The sequence below is a fragment of the Phyllobacterium phragmitis genome, from assembly GCF_002980495.1.
GTDB lineage: Bacteria > Pseudomonadota > Alphaproteobacteria > Rhizobiales > Rhizobiaceae > Paramesorhizobium > Paramesorhizobium phragmitis.
Genome location: NZ_PVBR01000011.1, coordinates 14,175 through 33,174, shown reverse-complemented (window position 1 = coordinate 33,174; position 19,000 = coordinate 14,175). Strand labels below are relative to the sequence as shown.

Genomic DNA, 19,000 nt, shown 5'->3' with positions numbered 1-19,000 from the left:
CAATGAGCCATCTGCTTGCGATCGATGTCGGGACGCTTTCCGCGCGGGCCGGTCTCTTCGACCTTGAAGGACGATTGCTGGCGGCGGCATCGGCTTCTTTCGAATTGCTGACGCCGGCGGAGCATCATGCCGTCTACCGGATGGACGATATCTGGCAGGCCGTCTGCCACGCCTCGACGGAGTGCCTGGCGCAGCATCCAGAACTTGCTCCCTCGGTCGCGGGCTTGGCTTTCGACGCCACGTCATCGCTTTATATCGAAGCGGAGGGTGGAGCACCGCTCGATGGCGGCGGCGATGTGATGTGCTGGATGGACCATCGCGGCGAGGCGGAGGCAGCGGAAATCGATGCGACAGGCCACCGTTTTCTCGATCATGTCGGCGGCTCGCTCTCACCGGAAACCAATCTTCCGAAACTCCTGTGGCTGAAACGGCATCGCCCGGCGGTCTGGGCGCGGGTGACGGGCGCACGCGACCTTTGCGACGAGCTTGCGCGGTGCACGACGGATACGGACCGGCATTCGGTCTGCGGGCTTGGCTGCAAGTGGCCCTATCTCCCCAATGAGGCGGAGCCCTGGTGCCAGGATCTGCTGGAGAAAATCGGCATCGGCGATCTGACGGCGCTCGGGCATCTGAAGGAGAAGCCGGGAAGGGTTGGCGAGATGCATGGCAGGGTGACCGCATCCGCCGGCGCGGCGCTCGGCATTCCCGCCGGCATTCCCGTCGCCATCGGGCTGATCGATGCGGAAGCGGGCGCGCTCGGCGTTCTCGGGCGCGGCTTTCCCGCGCGGATGAACAATCTCCTGCCGATGATCGGAGGCTCGTCCACCTGCTACATGCCCTTTGCCCGCGACGCGCGCCATGTTTCCGGCGTATGGGGTCCGTTCAAGGATGCGGTGTTTCCCGGCTACTGGATGCATGAGGCCGGTCAGAGCCTTTCCGGCACGGCGCTCGATGCCGTGCTCAACCATCATCCGGCGAGCCCCGGCAGGGCATCGAGCGCATTGCATCTCCAGACCGCCGAACGGATCCTGAAGCTGCTGGACGCGGAGGGGGCAGCCTTCGCCGCAACCCGTCACATCGTGCCGGACTGGCTCGGCAACCGCGCGCCGCTCGGCGACGGGCGGGTACGGGCGCTGGCAACCGGCATCGGCCCGGAGACGGGCGAGCGCGCCTTTCTGGAGGCCTATTACGCCACGGCGCGGGCGCTGGCGCTGCAGACCCGGCAGATACTCGAGCACTTGAACGTCAATGGCCATTATGCGTTCGACAGCGTCGCGCTGGCCGGCGGGCATCTGCACAATCCGCTCCTCGTCCGTCTCTATCGGGATGTGATCGGCGCGAGGCTGATCGTCAGCGATGCCAAGGAGCCGGTGCTTCTCGGCACGGCGATGGTCGCGGCGGTCGCCGCCGGCTTTCATGCCGATCTGTTCGCCAGCCTGGAGGCGATGGCGCCCGGGCAAACGGTGCTCGATGCCGATCCTTACTGGCAGCGGGCGCACGATGCCGCCTACCGCATCTACCTCACGCTTTTCAAAACCAGAAACGAGATAGAAATCGCCGGGCGGGCGCTCGAAGCCCTGTCGCCGGCGGAACCGTCTGGAGCTATCTGATATGTCATTTCTTCGTCTCGACAATGTGGTCAAGCGCTATGGCGAGCATTTTGCCGTCCAAGGCGTGAGCCTTTCGGCGGAAAAGGGCGAATTCGTCGTTTTCGTCGGCCCGTCCGGCTGTGGCAAGTCGACCCTCCTACGCATGATCGCCGGCCTGGAAGAGATCAGCGATGGCAATGTTCTCATCGACGAGAAGATCGTCACCCATGTGGAGCCGGCGCGGCGCGAAGTGGCGATGGTGTTCCAGTCCTATGCGCTCTATCCGCATATGAGCGTCTTCGACAATCTCGCCTTCGGGCTTCGCATGGTAAAGACGAGCGAGGAGGAGATCAGGAAGCGGGTGACGGAGGCGGCGCGCATCTTGCAGATCGAGTCGCTTTTACAGCGTAAGCCGCGCCAGCTCTCGGGCGGGCAGCGCCAGCGCGTGGCGATCGGCCGGGCGATCGTCCGCAATCCCAAGCTCTTCCTGTTCGATGAGCCGCTGTCCAATCTCGATGCGGAATTGCGCACGCAGATGCGTGTCGAGATCGCCAAGCTGCATCGCGCGCTCGGCGTCACTATGGTCTATGTCACGCATGACCAGATCGAGGCCATGACATTAGCCGACCGCATCGTCGTTCTGCGGGCGGGGCGCGTCGAACAGATCGGCACGCCGACCGAACTTTATGACAATCCGGCCAATATGTTCGTCGCCGGCTTCATCGGTTCGCCGAAGATGAATTTCCTGCCGGCTACGGTGACCGCCGTGGCGGAGCGGCAATTGACCGTGTCCAGTCCGGCTTTCGTCGGCGGCGAATTTGAGATCGCCAGCAAACATCCGCATCAGGTGAAGGTTGGCGACAGCGTGACGGTGGGGATGAGGCCGGAACATCTGGAAGTGCGCTCCGCCCGTCCGGTACTGACAATGAAGGCTGATTTCACCGAATATCTCGGCGGCGCCAGCCAGATCTACGCCCAGCCGGTAGATGGTCCTGTCATGACCATCGTTGCTCCCGGCCGCCTCAGTATCGCCAAGAGCGAGGATATGGCGGTCGGCATTGCCTCGGAACATGTCTATCTCTTCGACCAGCAGGGGCTGGCGATCTGATGGCGACCTATCTTGGTATCGATGTCGGGACCTCTTCCGTAAAGGCCGTTCTTCTCGACGAGGATCAGGCGCTGATCGCCGAGGGGTCCGCTCCGGTCGAGGTGCTGCGGCCGCGGCCGATGTGGTCGGAGCAGGATCCGGAGGAGTGGTGGCAGGCCGCGCAAAAGGCCGTGGCTCAGGTGCGTAGTCTCGCGCCTCAAGCCTTTTCACAGCTGGAGGGTATTGGCCTTTCCGGCCAGCAGCACAGCGCGACATTAGTTGACCGGCATGGTTCGGTGCTGCGACCGGCGATCCTGTGGAATGACGGGCGCTGCGGGCGCGAATGCGGCGAGTTGCTGGAGCGGGTTCCGGATTTCATGGTCCGTTCGTCGAACACGACCATGCCCGGTTTCACCGCGCCGAAGCTTCTCTGGGTGGCGCGGCACGAGCCGGAAATCTTCGGGAATGTCGCCAAGGTGCTCTTGCCCAAGGATTATCTGCGCTATCGACTGTCGGGCGATTATGTGTCGGATATGTCGGATTCGGCGGGGACATTATGGCTCGATGTCGGCCGGCGATGCTGGGACGATGTGCTTCTCCAAGCATGCGACATGAAGCGCGCGCAGATGCCGGATCTGGTCGAGGGGGCGGAGATATCGGCCTATCTCTCCAGCGATGTGGCAGCGGTCTGGGGCCTCAAGGGCAGAAAAATTCCCATTGCGGGCGGCGGGGGCGATAATGCGTCCTCGGCGGTCGGCATCGGCGCTATCGGCCCTGGTGATGGTTTCCTGTCGCTTGGAACATCGGGCGTGCTGTTCGTTTCGACCGATCGGCTCGTCTCGCTGCCTGAGCGGACGCTGCATGGCTTCTGTCATGCGCTGCCGCAGCGCTGGCACGGCATGGTGGTGGCGCTTTCGGCGGCTTCGGCGCTGGCATGGCTCGCTGGGCTGACCGGGCATCAGCACGATGTGGCGGGCCTGATTGAAAAGGCCAAGCACTTCGCCTCCGATCCCGGACGGCGCGAGGCGGCGCCGGTCTTCCTTCCGTACCTTACGGGCGAGCGGACGCCGCATAATGATCCCAACGCCACCGCCGGGTTCAGCGGTCTTCGAGCCGAGCACGATGCCGGGGCGCTTGCCTATGCTGTGCTGGAAGGGGTGGCATTTGCGTTGGCCGATGGTCTCGACGTGCTCAAAGCGGCAGATGCGGCACCGCGTTCCTGCATGCTGGTGGGCGGCGGCTCGCGCAGCGCCTATTGGAACGGGCTTCTGGCCGATGTGCTGGGCCTGTCGCTCGATCTGCCCGAGGGGGCCGAGATCGGCGCAGCCTTCGGCGCCGCGCGCCTCGGAATGGTCGCGGCTGGGGCGGGGACTGTAGAGGCGATCTGCCATAAACCTTCCATCCGGGCGCGCTTCGAGACCGATCCCGAAAAGGCGCCGATCTTTGCCGAACGCCGGGAACGCTATCTCGGCATGTATCCCGCCGCGGCAAAAACATAGGCCCGAAAACCGGAGCGGGTTTTCGGGCCTATGGGTTAGGCAGGAGTTCGAAGGACGCTCAGATACCCTCATCCTCGCTGTGTGAAACGCTCCGGTCGCGGTTTTGCGAGAGGATTTCGCGCTTGCCGACATGGTTTGCCGGGCCGACGAGGCCTTCTTTCTCCATGCGCTCGACCAGCGAAGCGGCACGGTTATAGCCGATGCCGAGGCGGCGCTGGATATAGGAGGTGGAGCATTTCTTGTCACGCATGATGACCTTGATGGCCTGCTCGAAAAGGTCGTCGCCATCCTCGGCCGCGATGGCACCCTTGTCGAATACCGCGCTATTCTCCGCTTCGACCTCTTCCTCCTCATCCGCCGTGACTGTGTTGAGGTAATCCGGCTGACCCTGCGCCTTGAGGTGCGTGACGACCTTCTCGACCTCCTCGTCGGAAACGAAGGGGCCGTGCACGCGCGAAATGCGCCCGCCGCCGACCATGTGGAGCATGTCGCCCTGTCCGAGCAGTTGTTCGGCGCCCTGTTCCCCCAGGATGGTGCGGCTGTCGATCTTCGACGTGACCTGGAAGGAGATGCGCGTCGGGAAATTCGCCTTGATGGTGCCGGTGATGACATCGACGGAGGGACGCTGCGTCGCCATGATCAGGTGGATGCCGGCGGCGCGGGCCATCTGGGCCAGGCGCTGGATCGCGCCTTCGATCTCCTTGCCGGCGACCATCATGAGATCGGCCATCTCGTCGACGATGATGACGATATAGGGCATCGGCACGAGATCCATCTCCTCCTGCTCGTAGAGGGCTTCACCGGTGTTCTTGTCGAAACCGGTCTGGATGGTGCGTACCAGCGCTTCGCCCTTCTGCCTTGCCGAAGCGAGCCTGCTGTTGAAGCCGTCTATATTGCGCACGCCGACCGCCGACATCTTGCGGTAGCGATCCTCCATCTCGCGCACCGCCCATTTGAGCGCCATGACGGCTTTCTTCGGGTCGGTGACGACGGGTGTCAGGAGATGCGGGATGCCGTCGTAGATCGACAGTTCCAGCATCTTCGGATCGACCATGATCAGGCGGCATTCCTCGGGCTTCAGCCGATAGAGCAGCGACAGGATCATGGTGTTGATGGCGACGGATTTGCCTGAGCCTGTGGTGCCGGCGACGAGCAGATGAGGCATCTTGGCGAGTTCCGCGACGACGGGTTCGCCGCCGATGGTCTTGCCGAGGCACAGCGCGAGCTTGAAGCCGGAACGCTGGAAATCCGACGAGGTGATCATCTCGCGCAGATAGACGGTTTCCCGGGTGGCGTTGGGCAGTTCGATGCCGATGACGTTGCGGCCGGGAACCACCGCGACACGCGCCGACAATGCCGACATCGAGCGGGCGATATCATCGGCAAGACCGATGACGCGCGAGGATTTTACGCCTGGTGCCGGCTCGAATTCGTAAAGCGTTACGACGGGGCCCGGACGGACGTGGATGATTTCGCCCTTGATGCCGAAATCTTCCAGAACGTTTTCCAGAAGCCCGGCCTTGCGCTCGAGCATCTCCTGCGTGATGACCTCTCCCGTCTGCTCCACAGGCTCCTGCAACAGCGAAACCGACGGCAATTCATAGCCGTGCTGTTCTGCGGCGCTATTGAGGCGAAGCTCCATGCGAGCGGGGACGAAAGACTCCTTCCGCACCGTGGCGACAGGAGAAACCGGTACGGCTCTTCGCGGGCTGTTATTATCGCTGGGCGCGGCTATGGTTTTTGAGATCTCCGGCTGCTGAGCAGCGCTCTGCTCCGCCTTGTCGTCCTGCCCATGCGCAATCGGTTCGGGCCGTGCCGCAGCTGCACCGAGATCGGCATCAGCCAATGGCGGTGTCGGCATTCCGGCATCCGGCTCACCCGGCAGCCTCAACTCCACGACACGGAACATGGCGGTGATCGCGCCGGGCGCACTCTGCAACTTTGGCCGGGAAGGGGGCATGGCCGCAGGCGTTATGGCCGGCGCCGGAGGCACTTCACCATGCAACTCCATCGTTTCCCAATAGGCGAAGTCGGACAAATTGGCGAAAGGCGTGTCCTGTTCTCTGGCCGGCGATGCCGCGTTTTGGGCACGTGACGGAATCGCCTTGATTTCCCTGGTCGGGAAACTTGACGGTATCTGGCCGCCGCTTTTTTGAAGCCTGTCTGTATCTGGCGATACATGCCCGGCCTGCCGAGGCGCAGAGACCGTTCCGACCGTTGCACTCGCTGCCGGTGTTTCCCGGGCCGCTTTCCTTGGGCGCACGAGGTCGTTTTGGTGGGGATCACTGGTCTCAGCCGACGGAGATTCGTTCGATTTCGTCAGCTCGCAGTCAGGCGTACGTGTGAAACGCACATTTTCGGCCAGCGAAAAGGCGTGTTTCCACACTGTGGGATAGCCGGTTTCACTGGCTTCCGACTGGTGCACGATCGACGCCGTCATTGGTGCAGGGTTGGATTTCATGGTGCTCCCGGCGGATGAAATTGGTTTCGACGTGGCCGGCGGCTGAAGCCGGGTGGGGCGTAAAGGCTGATAAGCGGTGCCGGGTATGGATACCGGGGCGACCGTCGGATTGCGGTGACCATGGAAAGGCTCGACGGGGGCGGGAGAATCGGCGGCAACAGAGCCATACTCGGCTGCCGGCATGTGCTCCCAATCTTCGGGCGCTTCATTGCAATTGTCTGATTTTGCTGGAAAATTCGTTCTCTGGATACGCATGGCACCTGCAACCCGTATAAATGATCTCGCCCTGTGGGCCTGCTCAAGGAAATAGAAAATGAAGGTTAATAGTGTCCTTAAAAGGCGGCGAATAACGACCGGGAAGCGGCAATCCGAGCGAGCGTTGCGGAGAGAGCACAGTGGCAAAGATGGTCGCGGACCGCCGTTGGCGGCCTGGAATTCCTCTATGGAACCCATGGTCCTTCAAGCCGTTCCTTGCGGTAGGAACTCTTGAACAGGAGAACGACTATGAACTGGGATCAAATCAAAGGACAGTGGAAGCAGATGAAGGGGAAGGCCAAGGAGCAGTGGGGTGAATTGACCGACGATGATCTCGACAGGGCTGAAGGCAGCCGCGATCAATTGGTTGGTCGGATTCAGGAACGATATGGGATCGCGAAGGAGGAAGCTCAACGTCAGGTGGAAGAGTGGTCCCGACACGCATAACATGCCCCTCATGGTCTTCGGCGGGTCTGTGATGAACCGCCGAAGGTCCGCAAGGAACACGCGCCGGTCAGGCGGCCAGAATCGCCTTGGCTTCCACCATTTCAAGGCCGAGCGCTTCCGCCACCGGACGGCTGGTGATGCGGCCCCTATGCACGTTGAGACCGTTGCGCAGGTGCGGGTTGTCGATCAGCGCCTTGACGCCGCGGTCTGCAAGCTGCAACCCATACTGTAATGTGGCATTGTTGAGGGCATGGGCCGAGGTTACCGGTACCGCGCCCGGCATATTGGCGACGCAATAATGGATGACGCCATCGACCTCATAGGTCGGTTCGGAATGCGTCGTCGCATGGGATGTTTCGAAGCACCCGCCCTGGTCGATGGCGACATCGACGATGACGGCCCCCTTTTTCATTCCCGAAAGCATTTCGCGCGTGACGAGCTTGGGCGCCGCGGCGCCGGCGATCAGTACCGCGCCGACAACGACGTCTGCCGAGAAAACCTCCTCGTCAAGCGCCTCGATGGTCGAATAGCGGGTATGGATACGGCCGCGGAAGAGATCGTCAAGCTGACGCAGCCGCGGTATCGAACGGTCGAGAATGGTGACATCCGCGCCAAGGCCGGTGGCCATCATGGCAGCATTGATGCCGACAACGCCGCCGCCGATGATTGTTACCTTGCCCGGGAGAACGCCCGGCACGCCGCCGAGCAGCAGGCCGCGTCCGCCATCGGCCTTCTGCAATGCCGTCGCGCCTGCCTGTATCGCGAGACGTCCGGCAACTTCGGACATGGGCGCCAGCAAGGGCAGGCCGCCGCGATCGTTGGTCACAGTCTCGTAGGCAATGGCCGTGACGCCCGATGCAAGCAGACCCTTGGTCTGTTCGGGATCCGGGGCAAGATGCAGATATGTGTAAAGTAGCTGTCCCTCGCGCAGCTGCGTCCATTCAGACGGCTGCGGTTCCTTGACCTTGACGATCATGTCGGACTGCTGAAAAACGTCCTCGGGGGACTTGACCACCCTTGCGCCCGCGGCCTGATAGGCTCCATCGTCAGCGCCAATTCCTATGCCAGCTCCGGACTGAATGATGACCTCGTGGCCATGGGCAACATATTCGCGTACGGCCCCCGGAGTGAGACCGACGCGATATTCATGGTTTTTGATTTCTTTGGGGCAGCCAACACGCATAATGCCTCCTCCTCGCTTGGTGGTGTTTGGATTGAGGCAAGATAACACCACAGATCAATTCGCATGTCCTTGCCAAATCCCCTCGACGGTAGGGAGATTTTCGCGTATTCTTGCGTAAAATCGGGGAATTTCGAGGAAAACCTTCAATAATGCCGCTGGACAAGATCGATGTCGCTATTCTGGGCAATCTGCAGAAGGATGGCCGCATGTCCAATGCGACCCTGGCGGAGAAAGTCGGTCTCTCGCAATCCGCCTGTTCGCGCCGGCTCGACATGTTGGAGAAATCCGGCGTCATTCGCGGCTATCATGCGCGATTGTCAAACAAGATGCTCGGCCATCCGGTTACCGTCATCGTCAACGTGTCGCTCTCCGGCCAGGCGGACAAGCAATTGCGCGAATTCGAGACTGCGGTACGGCGCTGCCCCAATGTTCTCGTCTGTTATCTGATGTCGGGGGAGTATGATTACCTCTTACGCATTGCCGCCAAGGATCTCGAGGATTACGAGCGCATCCATAAATTCTGGCTTTCCGCCATGCCGCATGTGACCAAGATCAATTCGTCCTTCGCCCTGCGCGAGGTCGCCGACCGCACCGGGCTCGGCATCGAAACCGGATTGATCGAGATTGCAGGCGGCGGGTGAATTCATTGAATGATCACTCCGCGGCCAGCGCCTGTTGATAAGGTTCTTCCTCCGGCCGGTTCGGCAATGGAGATTCATCGGCTGAGCGAGATTTCGGCTCGCGGCCGAAGAAAAGGGCATAGGCCGCCGGCAGCACGAGGATGGTCAAAACCGTCGCGACCAGAATGCCGCCCATCATGGCATAAGCGAGCGGGCCCCAGAAGACGCCGCGCGAGATGGGGATCAACGCCAGCACGGCCGTCAGCGCGGTCAGCATGATCGGGCGGAAGCGGCGCACGGCCGCGCCGACGATCGCCTCCTGCCTGGGCATGCCGGCCGTGATATCCTGATCGATCTGGTCGATCAGGATGATCGAATTGCGGATGATGATGCCGAGCAGGGCGATGACGCCGAGAATGGCGACGAAGCCGAAGGGAGCGCCACTGATCAGAAGTGCGGCAACGGCGCCGATGATGCCGAGAGGGCCGGTTGCCAGCACCAGCATCGCCTTGCCGAAATGCTGCAACTGCACCATCAGGAGGAGAACGATGACAAGGAGCATGATCGGCGCCTTGGCGGCGATCGACGCCTGGCTTTTGGCGCTGTCCTCCAGGCCGCCCTGTATTTCCACGCGGTAGCCGGGGGCAAGCCCGGCGCGCAACGCTTGCAACTCGTGATCGAGCTTCAGCGCCACATCATTGGGCTGGACGCTGTCCGGCACCGTAGCGCGAACGGTGATGGTCGGCAGACGATTGCGCCGCCATTCCACGCCCTGTTCCAGAACGGGAACCACCTTGGCGATCTGCGACAGTGGAATGAAGCCGCCGAAATCGGTCGGGATGTAGAGCGCGTTGATGGCCGACAGCAATCGGCGGTTCGCGTCAGGCTCGCGGGCAACGATCGAGACGGTTTCCTCGCCGTCACGGAAATCGCCGAGCGGCGCGCCTGTGGTGGCAGCCTGCAGCATCTGGCGGATGCGCTGCGAGGTCACGCCGAGCGCACGGGCGCGGTCCTGGTCGATGACCAGCTTCATGGCCGGGACCGGCTCCAGCCAGTCGTCATGGATCGCGCTGAGCATCGGGGTCTCGTGGAACTTCTGCTTCACCTGGTCGGCGATGCGGCGGACTTCGGCGCGGTCCGGCCCGGTGATGCGCATCTGCACGGGCCAGCCGGTCGGCGGCCCGAGGAACAACCGGTCGACCTTGGAGCGGATCGACGGAAAATCGTCGGCAAGCACGCTACGCAGCTTGACGATCAGCCGCTCGCGGGCTGGCTCGTCCTTCGCCATGATCAGGAGTTGGGCGAAGTTGGAATTGGGCAGTTGCTGGTCGAGCGGCAGGAAGAAGCGCGGCGCGCCCTCGCCGATATAGGTGGCGATGAAGCGCTTGTCCGGATCGTCCATCATGCGGGCTTCCAACTTCTTCGCTTGCGTCTCGACTTGGCCGATGCTGGTGCCCTCCGGCAGCCAGAGATCGACGAGGATTTCCGGGCGCGACGATTGCGGGAAGAAGTTCTGCGGGATGAACTGGAATGCCCAGAAACTGCCGAAAAAGGTGCCGAGCGTCAGAGCGATCACGATAATGCGATGGCGCACCGCCCATCCGACCGTAGACCGCAGGCGGCGGTAGAAGCGGGTGTCGAAGGCGTCATGATGGGCGCCATTGTGCTGGCGCTGCTTCAGGATCATGTTGCCGAGCCAGGGGGTGAAATAGACGGCGACAAACCATGATATGACCAGCGCGATCCCCACCACGTAGAACAGGGAACGGACATATTCGCCGGCGTCGGAGGCGGCAAAGCCGACCGGAATGAAGCCGGCGGTGGTGATCAGCGTGCCGGTCAGCATGGGGAAGGCGGTGGAGGTATAGGCAAAGCTCGCTGCATCGATCTTGACGAGCCCTTCTTCCAGCTTGCGCTCCATCATCTCGACGACGATCATCGCATCGTCGACGAGAAGGCCGAGCGCAATGATCAGCGCCCCCAGCGAAATGCGCTGCAGGTCGATGCCCAGCTCATACATCACGGCGAAGGTGGCGGCGAGGACGAGCGGAATGGTGATGGCGATGACCAGGCCGGAACGCCAGCCGATCGACAGGAAAGACACGACGAGGACGATAATGAGAGCTTCGCCCAGCGCCTTCATGAACTCGCCAACGGCCTCGGTCACGACTTCCGGCTGGTTGGCGATCTGGTTGATCTCGACGCCGTGGGGCAGGGTGCTTTCGAACCGCTCATAGGTCGCTTCCACCGCCTTGCCGACATCGATGACGTTGAACCCCTTGGCCATGACGACGCCGATCTGGACGCTGTCCTGGCCATTGAAGCGGAACTTGCGGGCGACGGGGTCTTCAAGCCCGGCGGTCACATCAGCGATATCGCCAAGCCGCGTGACCCGGTCGCCGGAGCGCAGCCGCAATTCGCGGATATCCGCGACTTTATCGACGCCGCCTTCCACCGAGATGCGCACGGAACGCTCGCCGGTATCGATCCTGCCGGCCGGGTCGACATTGTTCTGGCCGGCCAGCGTATCGCGTAAATCATTGAGCGTCAGGCCGCGCTCGGCCAGTGCCTTGGACGATACGTCGATGAAAATCTTTTCCGGTTGGTCGCCGATGATGACGGCCTTTTCCACGCCCGGCGTCGCCAGCAGCATGTCACGGGCCTGAATGGCGTAGCGCTTCAACTCGGGATAACTGAAGCCCTGTCCGGTCAGGGAGTGCAGCGTGATGAACGTATCGCCGAACTCATCGTTGAAATAGGGGCCGTAGAGCCCGGATGGCAGTTCGGCCCGGATGTCGCCGATCTTCTTGCGGACCTGATAGAAGGCATCCGCCACGTCCTGCGCATTGGTGTCGCCCTTGATCTGGAGCGTGATGGTCGCTGTGCCGGCGCGGGTATAGGAGCGCACGAAATCGAGATGCGGCGTTTCCTGCAGCTTGCGCTCGATTTTGTTGACGACCTGATCCTGCATTTCCTCCATCGACGCGCCCGGCCACGCTGCCTGGATCACCATGATGCGGAAGGTGAAGTCGGGGTCTTCCTTCTGCCCCATGTTCATCAGGCCAAAGGCTCCGGCCAGAATGATCAGGACGAACAGGAAGCGCGCGATGCTGGGATGACTGATCGCCCAGCGCGAAAGATTGAACGGACGCTTGCTGCCGGGTGAGCCGCCGGTCTCCGGGGCTTTCGAGGGATGGTCGGTGGATGGGCCTGATGTGGGGGTGGTCATCGCGTCGTTCCGTTCTCGAATGCCAGTCAGCGGGTCAGGTTGCTGGAAACGCTGCTTTCGGCAACATGCTCTTGCTGGTCAGGCGCGTTTTGCAGCAGCTTGACCTTCAAATCCTCGCGCATGAACTGCGTGCCGGCCGTCACGACAATATCGCCGGGCCGCAGCCCGTTGGCGATGCGCGCTTGAGTGCCGTCGAAATCCTCGATCTTCACCGGGCGGGCATGCACCGTCTCGCTCATACGGTCGACCGTCCAGACGAGTGCGCTTGCGCCATCCTTTGCAAGAGCGCTGAGCGGCACCGAAACGAGGGAAGGGCCGATCTCAGCGGATGTGGAGACCGATGCCGTCATGCCGAGCAGCACGCGGTCGTTCTCGGGCAGGCTGATGCGCACGGCGAAGGTACGCGAGCGCGGATCGGCGCTGCCCGAGACTTCACGCACCTTTCCGGGCAATATCAGGCCATCGTTCGACCAGATGGTCACCTGAACCGTCTTGCCCGGCTTGAAGGCGAAGATGTCGGTTTCAGGCACCGCGATTTCCACTTCCTTTTCACCGTCGGCGGCAATGGTGATCACCGGACTGCCGGCGGCCACGACCTGCCCGACTTCGGCGTTTACCGCAGTGACGATACCGGTCCTGTCGGTGTGCAGTGTGCCATAGGCGACCTGATTTCGGGCCTGTTCGAGCGCCGATCGGGCCGCGTCCCTGGTCGAGACCGCCTGATTGTAGCTGAGTTCCGCCTGTTCGAGCTGCGATTTGGGGGCAAATTTTCTGGCGAAAAGCTCCTCGGCCCGTTTGCGCGAGAACGCGGCCGTTTCAACCTGCCGCTCGGCGGAGGCAAGGCTTGCCTCGGCGGAGCGCACGGAAAGTGCATAATCGGTGGTGTCGATCCGCGCCACCGGCTCGCCCGCCTCCACGCGGTCGCCGATATCGACGAGCCTTTCGGTGATCTTGCCGGTCACGCGAAAGCCGAGCGCCATCTCGCTGCGGGCCCGCACGGATCCGGAATAGTCCAGCGCCCGGCTTGTCTGGGTCGCAGCGACTTCCATCACCTTCACGGGCCGAACCGTCTCCGTCACCGTCTCGTTTTTTTCTTCCGAACAACCTGAGAGGAAGAGCGCCGAAGACAGCAGTATCGATGTGACAAGCGAATGTTTCATGAGATTTCTTCCCGCTGCGCTCATGCGAGCGCCGATGAATTGCCGGTACCCGGATCGGAACAGAGTCGCGCTCATGCCTTCAGCGCCCGGATCGCGAAATCGACCAGGTCTTCAGGACGAGCCCGGTTATCTTTAAGGGCGCACTGGGCGACCAGTTGAGGATGGCATAGCGTGGCGATGCTGGCGCCAAAACACTTCGAGGCCACGCCCGAGTCCCGATCCACAAACTCGCCGGCTTTGATCCCATCGGCGATGATGCGTTCGAGAACTTCGTGCAGCCGGTCGATATGTTTGTCGATGACGTGCCAGTCACGCTCGATGGCGACGATGACCATCTCGTGGACATTCTCCTCGTCCATCATCGTTTCGACGGTGAGGCGATGCTGATCGAGCGCGTAGCGGCGCAACCGTTCCGTCGCGCTTATCGGCAGTTCCGCCGTCTGGAGCGCGAGTTGGTAGCTTCCAGCCAGCATGCGCGCGCAGATCGCCTGATGGATCTCAACCTTGGAACCGAAGAACCGGTAAATGTTCGCGGTAGACATCCCCAACTCGCGGGCGATGTCGGCGACTGTCGTCTTGCCATAGCCGAAGTGCCGGAACAGCCGTTCGGCCGTGTCCAGAATTCGGATGATATTCTCCTGCCGGCCAATGATCTCCGATGCCGAAGGATCACTCGATATTGAAGGATCGGTCATTGATGCCTCTGAATTGTGACGAATTTCGTATTTCGTCATTCGTAAAAGATCATTAGGCGCATGTCAAGCGGCAGCCATCATCCATGCGCTAGATGGACGGCATGGCTTCGTAAGCAGGGGGTTAAGGAGCGCTACTCGGCCGCCAGGAGCGATATGCCTGGCTCTGCGCCGGCCACCGTCTTGAAATGGAGGGGCCGCATTGAAACATACCCATCGCGGATATCGAGCACGTGCGAATAGACGTTCTCGCCGTTTTCGAGTGTGGGCAGCTTTTCTTCATGCATGATGCTGATGACGATGGCATCCGGGCAGCGTGCTTTCAGCGCCGCGTGGAACCGCCTCTTGGAGGCGGGGTCAAGCGCCCCGGTCGCTTCATCGAGGAAGATGATGGACGGCTTGTGCAGCAGGATGCGGGCCAGTACGATTTTCTGTTTCTGTCCGCCCGACAGCACCATGTCCCAGGGAGAGCCGCCGGCGGCGTCATCGTTCATGCGTTCGATGAACTCGCCGAGGCCGGCTTCATGAAGAACGGCGGCAATGGAAAGATCGCTGAACCCGGTCTCGTCTCCCGGCAGACAGACGAGTTGCTTCAATGAGACCGAGGGAAATTTCGCCTCCTGTGGGGCGTAGATGGACGTTGCGTTTTGCGGATAGACGATATCGCCGGTGCCGTAGGGCCAAAGACCGTTCAATGCCTTGATGAAGGAGGTTTTGCCCGAACCGGATTCGCCGCGCATATAGACCCAGTCGCCGCTGCGCATATTGATAACGCCGGAGCGCAGGAATGGCGCCTCACAATCCGGCCCCTTCATGAGGGTCAGATTGCGGACCGTCAGCCCGAAACGGGGATGCTGGCGTGCGAAAGCGAAACGGTTTACGCCGGAGCGGGCATAAAACGCGGCCGGCTCCTGCACATTCTCGATGGCTTGCGCGAGACCGGTCACGCGGTTTGCATTGGCCCGCAGATTGGCAATGTCCGGCATGACCTGAATGAACCAGGAGCAGTCGTTGATCATCGCCGCGACCAGTTCCGCGCCGGTCACATAATTGCGGAAGCTAACCGCATTGCTCATATAGGGCAGGAGGCCGGGAATATAGGCAATGATGCGACTGGAAAGAAAACCGTAGGCCGAAGAGAAGGCGAGATAGGCCGCGGCGAACCAGTTGAGATGGTTCCAGGTGCTGTCGACATCTCTGTAGAGATGGTTGTTAACCGCGCGTTGCACGGCTTCGCCTTGCGATGCCGAAATCTGGAAGCTGCGGCGTAAAAGCGTGGTCCATTCGCCACGAAACGAGCCTTCCGCCTTCAGAATGCCGAGATTGAGCCTTTCCAGCCTGCGACCGATCTTGATCGCGACCAGCGTTCCGAGCGGCACATAGATCGCGATGGCGGTGAATGCCAGAACCGCACCGCCATAAGAGCCCAAAAATTCGAGCCCGCCGACTTCCGTAGAGATTTCGATCAGCTTCTGGCCGATGAAGAAAGCGGACATGAAGACGCCGACCACACCCATGACGAGGCCGATTGCCCCGCCGGTCATGCCTTTGATCGATTCCTGCAGGCGTTGGTCGATATTGTCGGGCAGGTCTCTGCCTTTGCCCTGCTGCAGATGGAAGTGCGTGTGATTGCGGTCGAGCAGCGCTTCGGAAAAGCTATCGTTCAGCCATTTGCGCCATTTGCGATGCAAGGTCGTGGACAGGAGGTGTCGAAATCCGACAAGCAGCACATCTTTCGTGAGCATCAGCAGGATCAGGAGGCCGGCATTGGTCACGATCCCCAGGAGGGGGTCCTGCACCGTCGCACCTTTGACGTTTACGATTGAATTCATCAGATGGCCGGAAGCTACCGCTACCCAGACGGTCGTCTTGCTGACAAATGCCGTCAGAAGAAAGATCGCGATGGTGAGGGTCCAGGCTTCCCGCCAGCGATCGGACACCCAGTAGGCACCCATCAAGCCCCGAAACGATGTCATCCGCGATACGGCAGACCGCTTCCTTGCCTGAAAGGAATGTTGTGCGATGTGCCGGTTTCTCTGCAATCCACACCTCGTTTCGCCAGCTATGTAACAGCATATTACATATTGCAACAAACTGTGGTTAACACAATATTAATAATTTACACAATTCGGGAGAAAATTTGTTGAAGGTCAGGAAACAGGGCTGTTGCCGCACCCATGCCGCTGCTCGCCCTGATCCGGACCAGCCCCTGTGCAGGACGCTTGGACGGTCATCCGGGCCAAGGCTTTCAAATAAGATATGGACGCATTCGCGGTAATTGAGCAGATTGCGATATGTGCGGTCATGGGTGGAATATTGGCTTGAGGCCATGGATTAACGATTCCCCGCGAACGAAATCCCTGCCGTAGACGGCCGTCGGGGTTGGTTGCATGCATCGAACAAAAAAATCGGCGTGTATGTCACACTGGCAGATTCTCACTCGTCATGATGTTGCAACCAACAGAAGGAAACGAATCATGACTGCCAAACTTGATCCTTTCGCCGCAGCCCCTTCACTCATGAAGAGCTGGACCGGTACATCGATGGCCATCGCTTCCAGCCTCGAGCCGAGCCTCATCGAACTCGTTAAGATCCGTGCCTCCCAGATCAACGCCTGCGCCAACTGCATCAATATGCATACAGCGGAGGCGCGCGCGAAGGGAGAGACCGAGCAGCGCATCTACCTGCTGTCGGCCTGGCGCGAGGCCCCTTGCTACACCGATCGCGAACGCGCAGCGCTCGGCTGGACCGAGGCTCTGACGCGGCTTTCCGAAGGACATACGCACGAAAGTGCCTATGAAGCCGTGAAGGCTCAGTTCACGGAGGAGGAGCAGGTCAACCTCACATTGATGATCAATGTCATCAACGGGTGGAACCGGATCGCGATCGGCTTCGGCTTGTGGGTCGATCCGGCGGCCGCGAAGGCCGCCGCCTGATGGTGGACGCCAGGTCCGAGGACGCAGCGGCGAGTTTCAGCCCGCTGCGTCCAAAGCTCATGCGCATCGCCTACCGCATGCTGGGCTGCGTGGCCGACGCCGAGGATGTTGTACAGGAGGCCTTCATCCGCTGGATAGGAGCGGACCGTGGCGAAGTGCGTGAGCCCGAAGCGTTCTTGCGCAGCATTGTCACGCGGCTCTGCCTCGATCAGCTCAAATCAGCGCGACGCCAGCGTGAAACATATATCGGTCCTTGGCTTCCCGATCCCGTCATGGAGGAGGAGGAAGACGAAGACGTCACCTTGCCGCTGATGCGTGCATTGGAGCGGCTTTCGCCGCTCGAGCGGGCGACCTTCCTGCTGCACGACGTGTTCGGGCTCAGTTTCGAGGACGTCGCTACGACCATCCAGCGTGATCCGGCTGCATGCCGCCAGCTCGCCAGCCGCGCCCGCACCCATGTCCGCGAGGCGAGGCCTCGCTTTGAGGTGGACAAGCAACGTGGCGTCGAGCTTGCCGAAGCGTTCTTCACCGCCTCCCGCAGCGGCGATATGAAGGCGCTTGGTGCGATGTTGGCAGCCGAAGTCAGTGTCCATGCCGACGGTGGCGGCAAGCGTTCAGCAGCCATGGAGCCCATTGTCGGGTTCGATGCCGTCATGAAGGTGCACGAACATTTGGCGGCTCTGTTCCAGAAGAATGGCTCGACGCTTGTTCGTGCTGGATTCGTCAATGGATTGCCCGGTTTCATCACGCTAGAGGCCGATGGTGAACTCCAGACGACCGCGCTCGAAATCAAGGACGGAAAGGTTTCAGCAATCTATGTGGTGCGAAACCCTGACAAGCTGAGGCATCTGCATTAGATTTCATCGTCGGCCGGGGAACAGGACGCCTGGCTGGCCGGCGCGGGCTTCCTAGATAGATGGATCGCGTATCACATCTCGCGGCTCAGGGCCCCGCCCGGACGCTGCTCCGCTGACGCCCGGAAAAATGGAGCGCATCCGTGTTCCGTTGGTTGTCAGGGTATGATTCTTACCAGCCGAGGCCCTTGGAGATCTGCTGGGCCGCATCTTTCAGGAGTGTTGTAAAACGCCGAAGGTCATCTTCCTGTGTGCGAAAGGCTGGAGCTGCAATGTTCAGGGCGGCGATCACCGAACCGTCAAAGGCGAGGACCGGGACCGCTACTGAAACGATCTGTTCACTTACCTCACCACGGGTGATGCAATGACCGGTCTTCCGAACGGCCTGAAGCTGTGCGGCAAGCCTTGAGCGGTCAGTTGTGGTTCGCTGCGTGAAGCGATCGAGTTTTTCGGGTAACATCTGTTGCTGAACTTGCGGCGGGAGGAATGCCAGCAGGACCTTCCTTGATCCGGCATAAAGGGGGCGGCGGCGGCCAATCATAGCATGCACCCTTAGATCCCGGGACGGCTCGAATTTGGCGATACAAAGAGCTTCCGAATTATCGATTATGCGAAGCTGCACAGTCTCGTTCACCTTCTGCCCGACATCTTCCATGATCGGGCTGGCAATCCTGACGAGATCGACCTGCGTCGATGCAGCTGTTCCCAAGACAATAATGGTATTGCCGAGGCGGAATCCGCCTTTCTGGGTCTTTTGCACCATTCCTCGGTGTTCCAGTGTGCGTAACATTCGAAGGACACGCGGTTTTGTTTCACCGAGATTTCGGGCTATGTCGGACAAGCGGACATCCGGCGTTTTGGCAACCGCCATAAGGACGGATATTGCTGTGTCAACAGATTGAACCAAAAATGAATTTTCCTGCAAGGCTTACCCCTCTCCGTGCGGTGAACGATTGAAATGAACAGGCCAAAAAGTGGCTGTTTTTAC

General features: G+C 60.9%; 14 protein-coding genes. 7 read left to right on the top strand and 7 right to left on the bottom strand.

What is annotated here, in order from left to right; all coding sequences use genetic code 11:
- The first annotated feature begins 2 nt into the window (after positions 1-2).
- The 3 genes from C5748_RS15465 to xylB are packed head-to-tail and all read left to right on the top strand — an operon-like array spanning position 3 to position 4,175.
- Positions 3-1,610: an FGGY-family carbohydrate kinase gene (locus C5748_RS15465; protein ID WP_105742840.1), complete on the top strand. Its 1,608-nt coding sequence runs from the start codon at positions 3-5 to the stop codon at positions 1,608-1,610.
- A gap of 1 nt (position 1,611) precedes the next feature.
- Positions 1,612-2,697 (top strand): ABC transporter ATP-binding protein, encoded by a 1,086-nt coding sequence (locus C5748_RS15460; protein ID WP_105742839.1) that lies wholly within the window; start codon positions 1,612-1,614, stop codon positions 2,695-2,697.
- The gene (gene xylB / locus C5748_RS15455; protein ID WP_105742838.1) at positions 2,697-4,175 is read left to right on the top strand and encodes a xylulokinase; all 1,479 of its coding nucleotides are present in this window, start codon (positions 2,697-2,699) and stop codon (positions 4,173-4,175) included. The genes C5748_RS15460 and xylB overlap by 1 nt, the downstream gene beginning before the upstream one ends.
- 58 nt (positions 4,176-4,233) lie before the next feature.
- On the opposite strand, the gene C5748_RS15450 is transcribed toward xylB, so the two are convergent.
- Complete coding sequence (locus C5748_RS15450; RefSeq protein WP_425350266.1) at positions 4,234-6,615, bottom strand: DNA translocase FtsK; 2,382 nt, start codon at positions 6,613-6,615, stop codon at positions 4,234-4,236.
- A gap of 525 nt (positions 6,616-7,140) precedes the next feature.
- Here C5748_RS15450 and C5748_RS15445 point away from each other — a divergent pair.
- Positions 7,141-7,338 (top strand): CsbD family protein, encoded by a 198-nt coding sequence (locus C5748_RS15445; protein ID WP_105742836.1) that lies wholly within the window; start codon positions 7,141-7,143, stop codon positions 7,336-7,338.
- A gap of 67 nt (positions 7,339-7,405) precedes the next feature.
- Here C5748_RS15445 and ald read toward each other — a convergent pair whose 3' ends face one another.
- On the bottom strand, positions 7,406-8,521 hold the full coding sequence (ald, locus tag C5748_RS15440) for an alanine dehydrogenase (protein ID WP_105742835.1): 1,116 nt from the start codon (positions 8,519-8,521) through the stop codon (positions 7,406-7,408).
- A gap of 149 nt (positions 8,522-8,670) precedes the next feature.
- Between ald and C5748_RS15435 the strand changes: the two genes are divergently transcribed.
- Entirely contained in the window at positions 8,671-9,162 is a 492-nt protein-coding gene (locus C5748_RS15435) for an Lrp/AsnC family transcriptional regulator (protein ID WP_105742834.1), read from the top strand.
- Positions 9,163-9,175: 13 nt separating this feature from the next.
- Here C5748_RS15435 and C5748_RS15430 read toward each other — a convergent pair whose 3' ends face one another.
- From C5748_RS15430 to C5748_RS15415, 4 genes are all read right to left on the bottom strand, one after another.
- A complete protein-coding gene (locus C5748_RS15430; protein ID WP_105742833.1) occupies positions 9,176-12,370 on the bottom strand; it encodes an efflux RND transporter permease subunit in 3,195 nt (1,064 codons plus the stop codon).
- Positions 12,371-12,396: 26 nt separating this feature from the next.
- Positions 12,397-13,530: an efflux RND transporter periplasmic adaptor subunit gene (locus C5748_RS15425; protein ID WP_105742832.1), complete on the bottom strand. Its 1,134-nt coding sequence runs from the start codon at positions 13,528-13,530 to the stop codon at positions 12,397-12,399.
- 71 nt (positions 13,531-13,601) lie between these two features.
- Positions 13,602-14,225, bottom strand: coding sequence for a TetR/AcrR family transcriptional regulator (locus tag C5748_RS15420; protein ID WP_105742831.1), 624 nt, complete (start codon positions 14,223-14,225; stop codon positions 13,602-13,604).
- 131 nt (positions 14,226-14,356) lie between these two features.
- Positions 14,357-16,198, bottom strand: coding sequence for an ABC transporter ATP-binding protein/permease (locus C5748_RS15415; RefSeq protein WP_425350261.1), 1,842 nt, complete (start codon positions 16,196-16,198; stop codon positions 14,357-14,359).
- A 501-nt stretch (positions 16,199-16,699) separates the two neighbouring features.
- Here C5748_RS15415 and C5748_RS15410 point away from each other — a divergent pair.
- Positions 16,700-17,158, top strand: coding sequence for a carboxymuconolactone decarboxylase family protein (locus tag C5748_RS15410; RefSeq protein WP_105742829.1), 459 nt, complete (start codon positions 16,700-16,702; stop codon positions 17,156-17,158).
- Entirely contained in the window at positions 17,158-18,015 is an 858-nt protein-coding gene (locus C5748_RS15405; RefSeq protein WP_105742946.1) for a sigma-70 family RNA polymerase sigma factor, read from the top strand. Before C5748_RS15410 ends, C5748_RS15405 begins: the two co-directional genes overlap by 1 nt.
- A 169-nt stretch (positions 18,016-18,184) precedes the next feature.
- On the opposite strand, the gene C5748_RS15400 is transcribed toward C5748_RS15405, so the two are convergent.
- The gene (locus C5748_RS15400) at positions 18,185-18,937 is read right to left on the bottom strand and encodes an IclR family transcriptional regulator (RefSeq protein ID WP_342588363.1); all 753 of its coding nucleotides are present in this window, start codon (positions 18,935-18,937) and stop codon (positions 18,185-18,187) included.
- Positions 18,938-19,000: the final 63 nt, after the last annotated feature.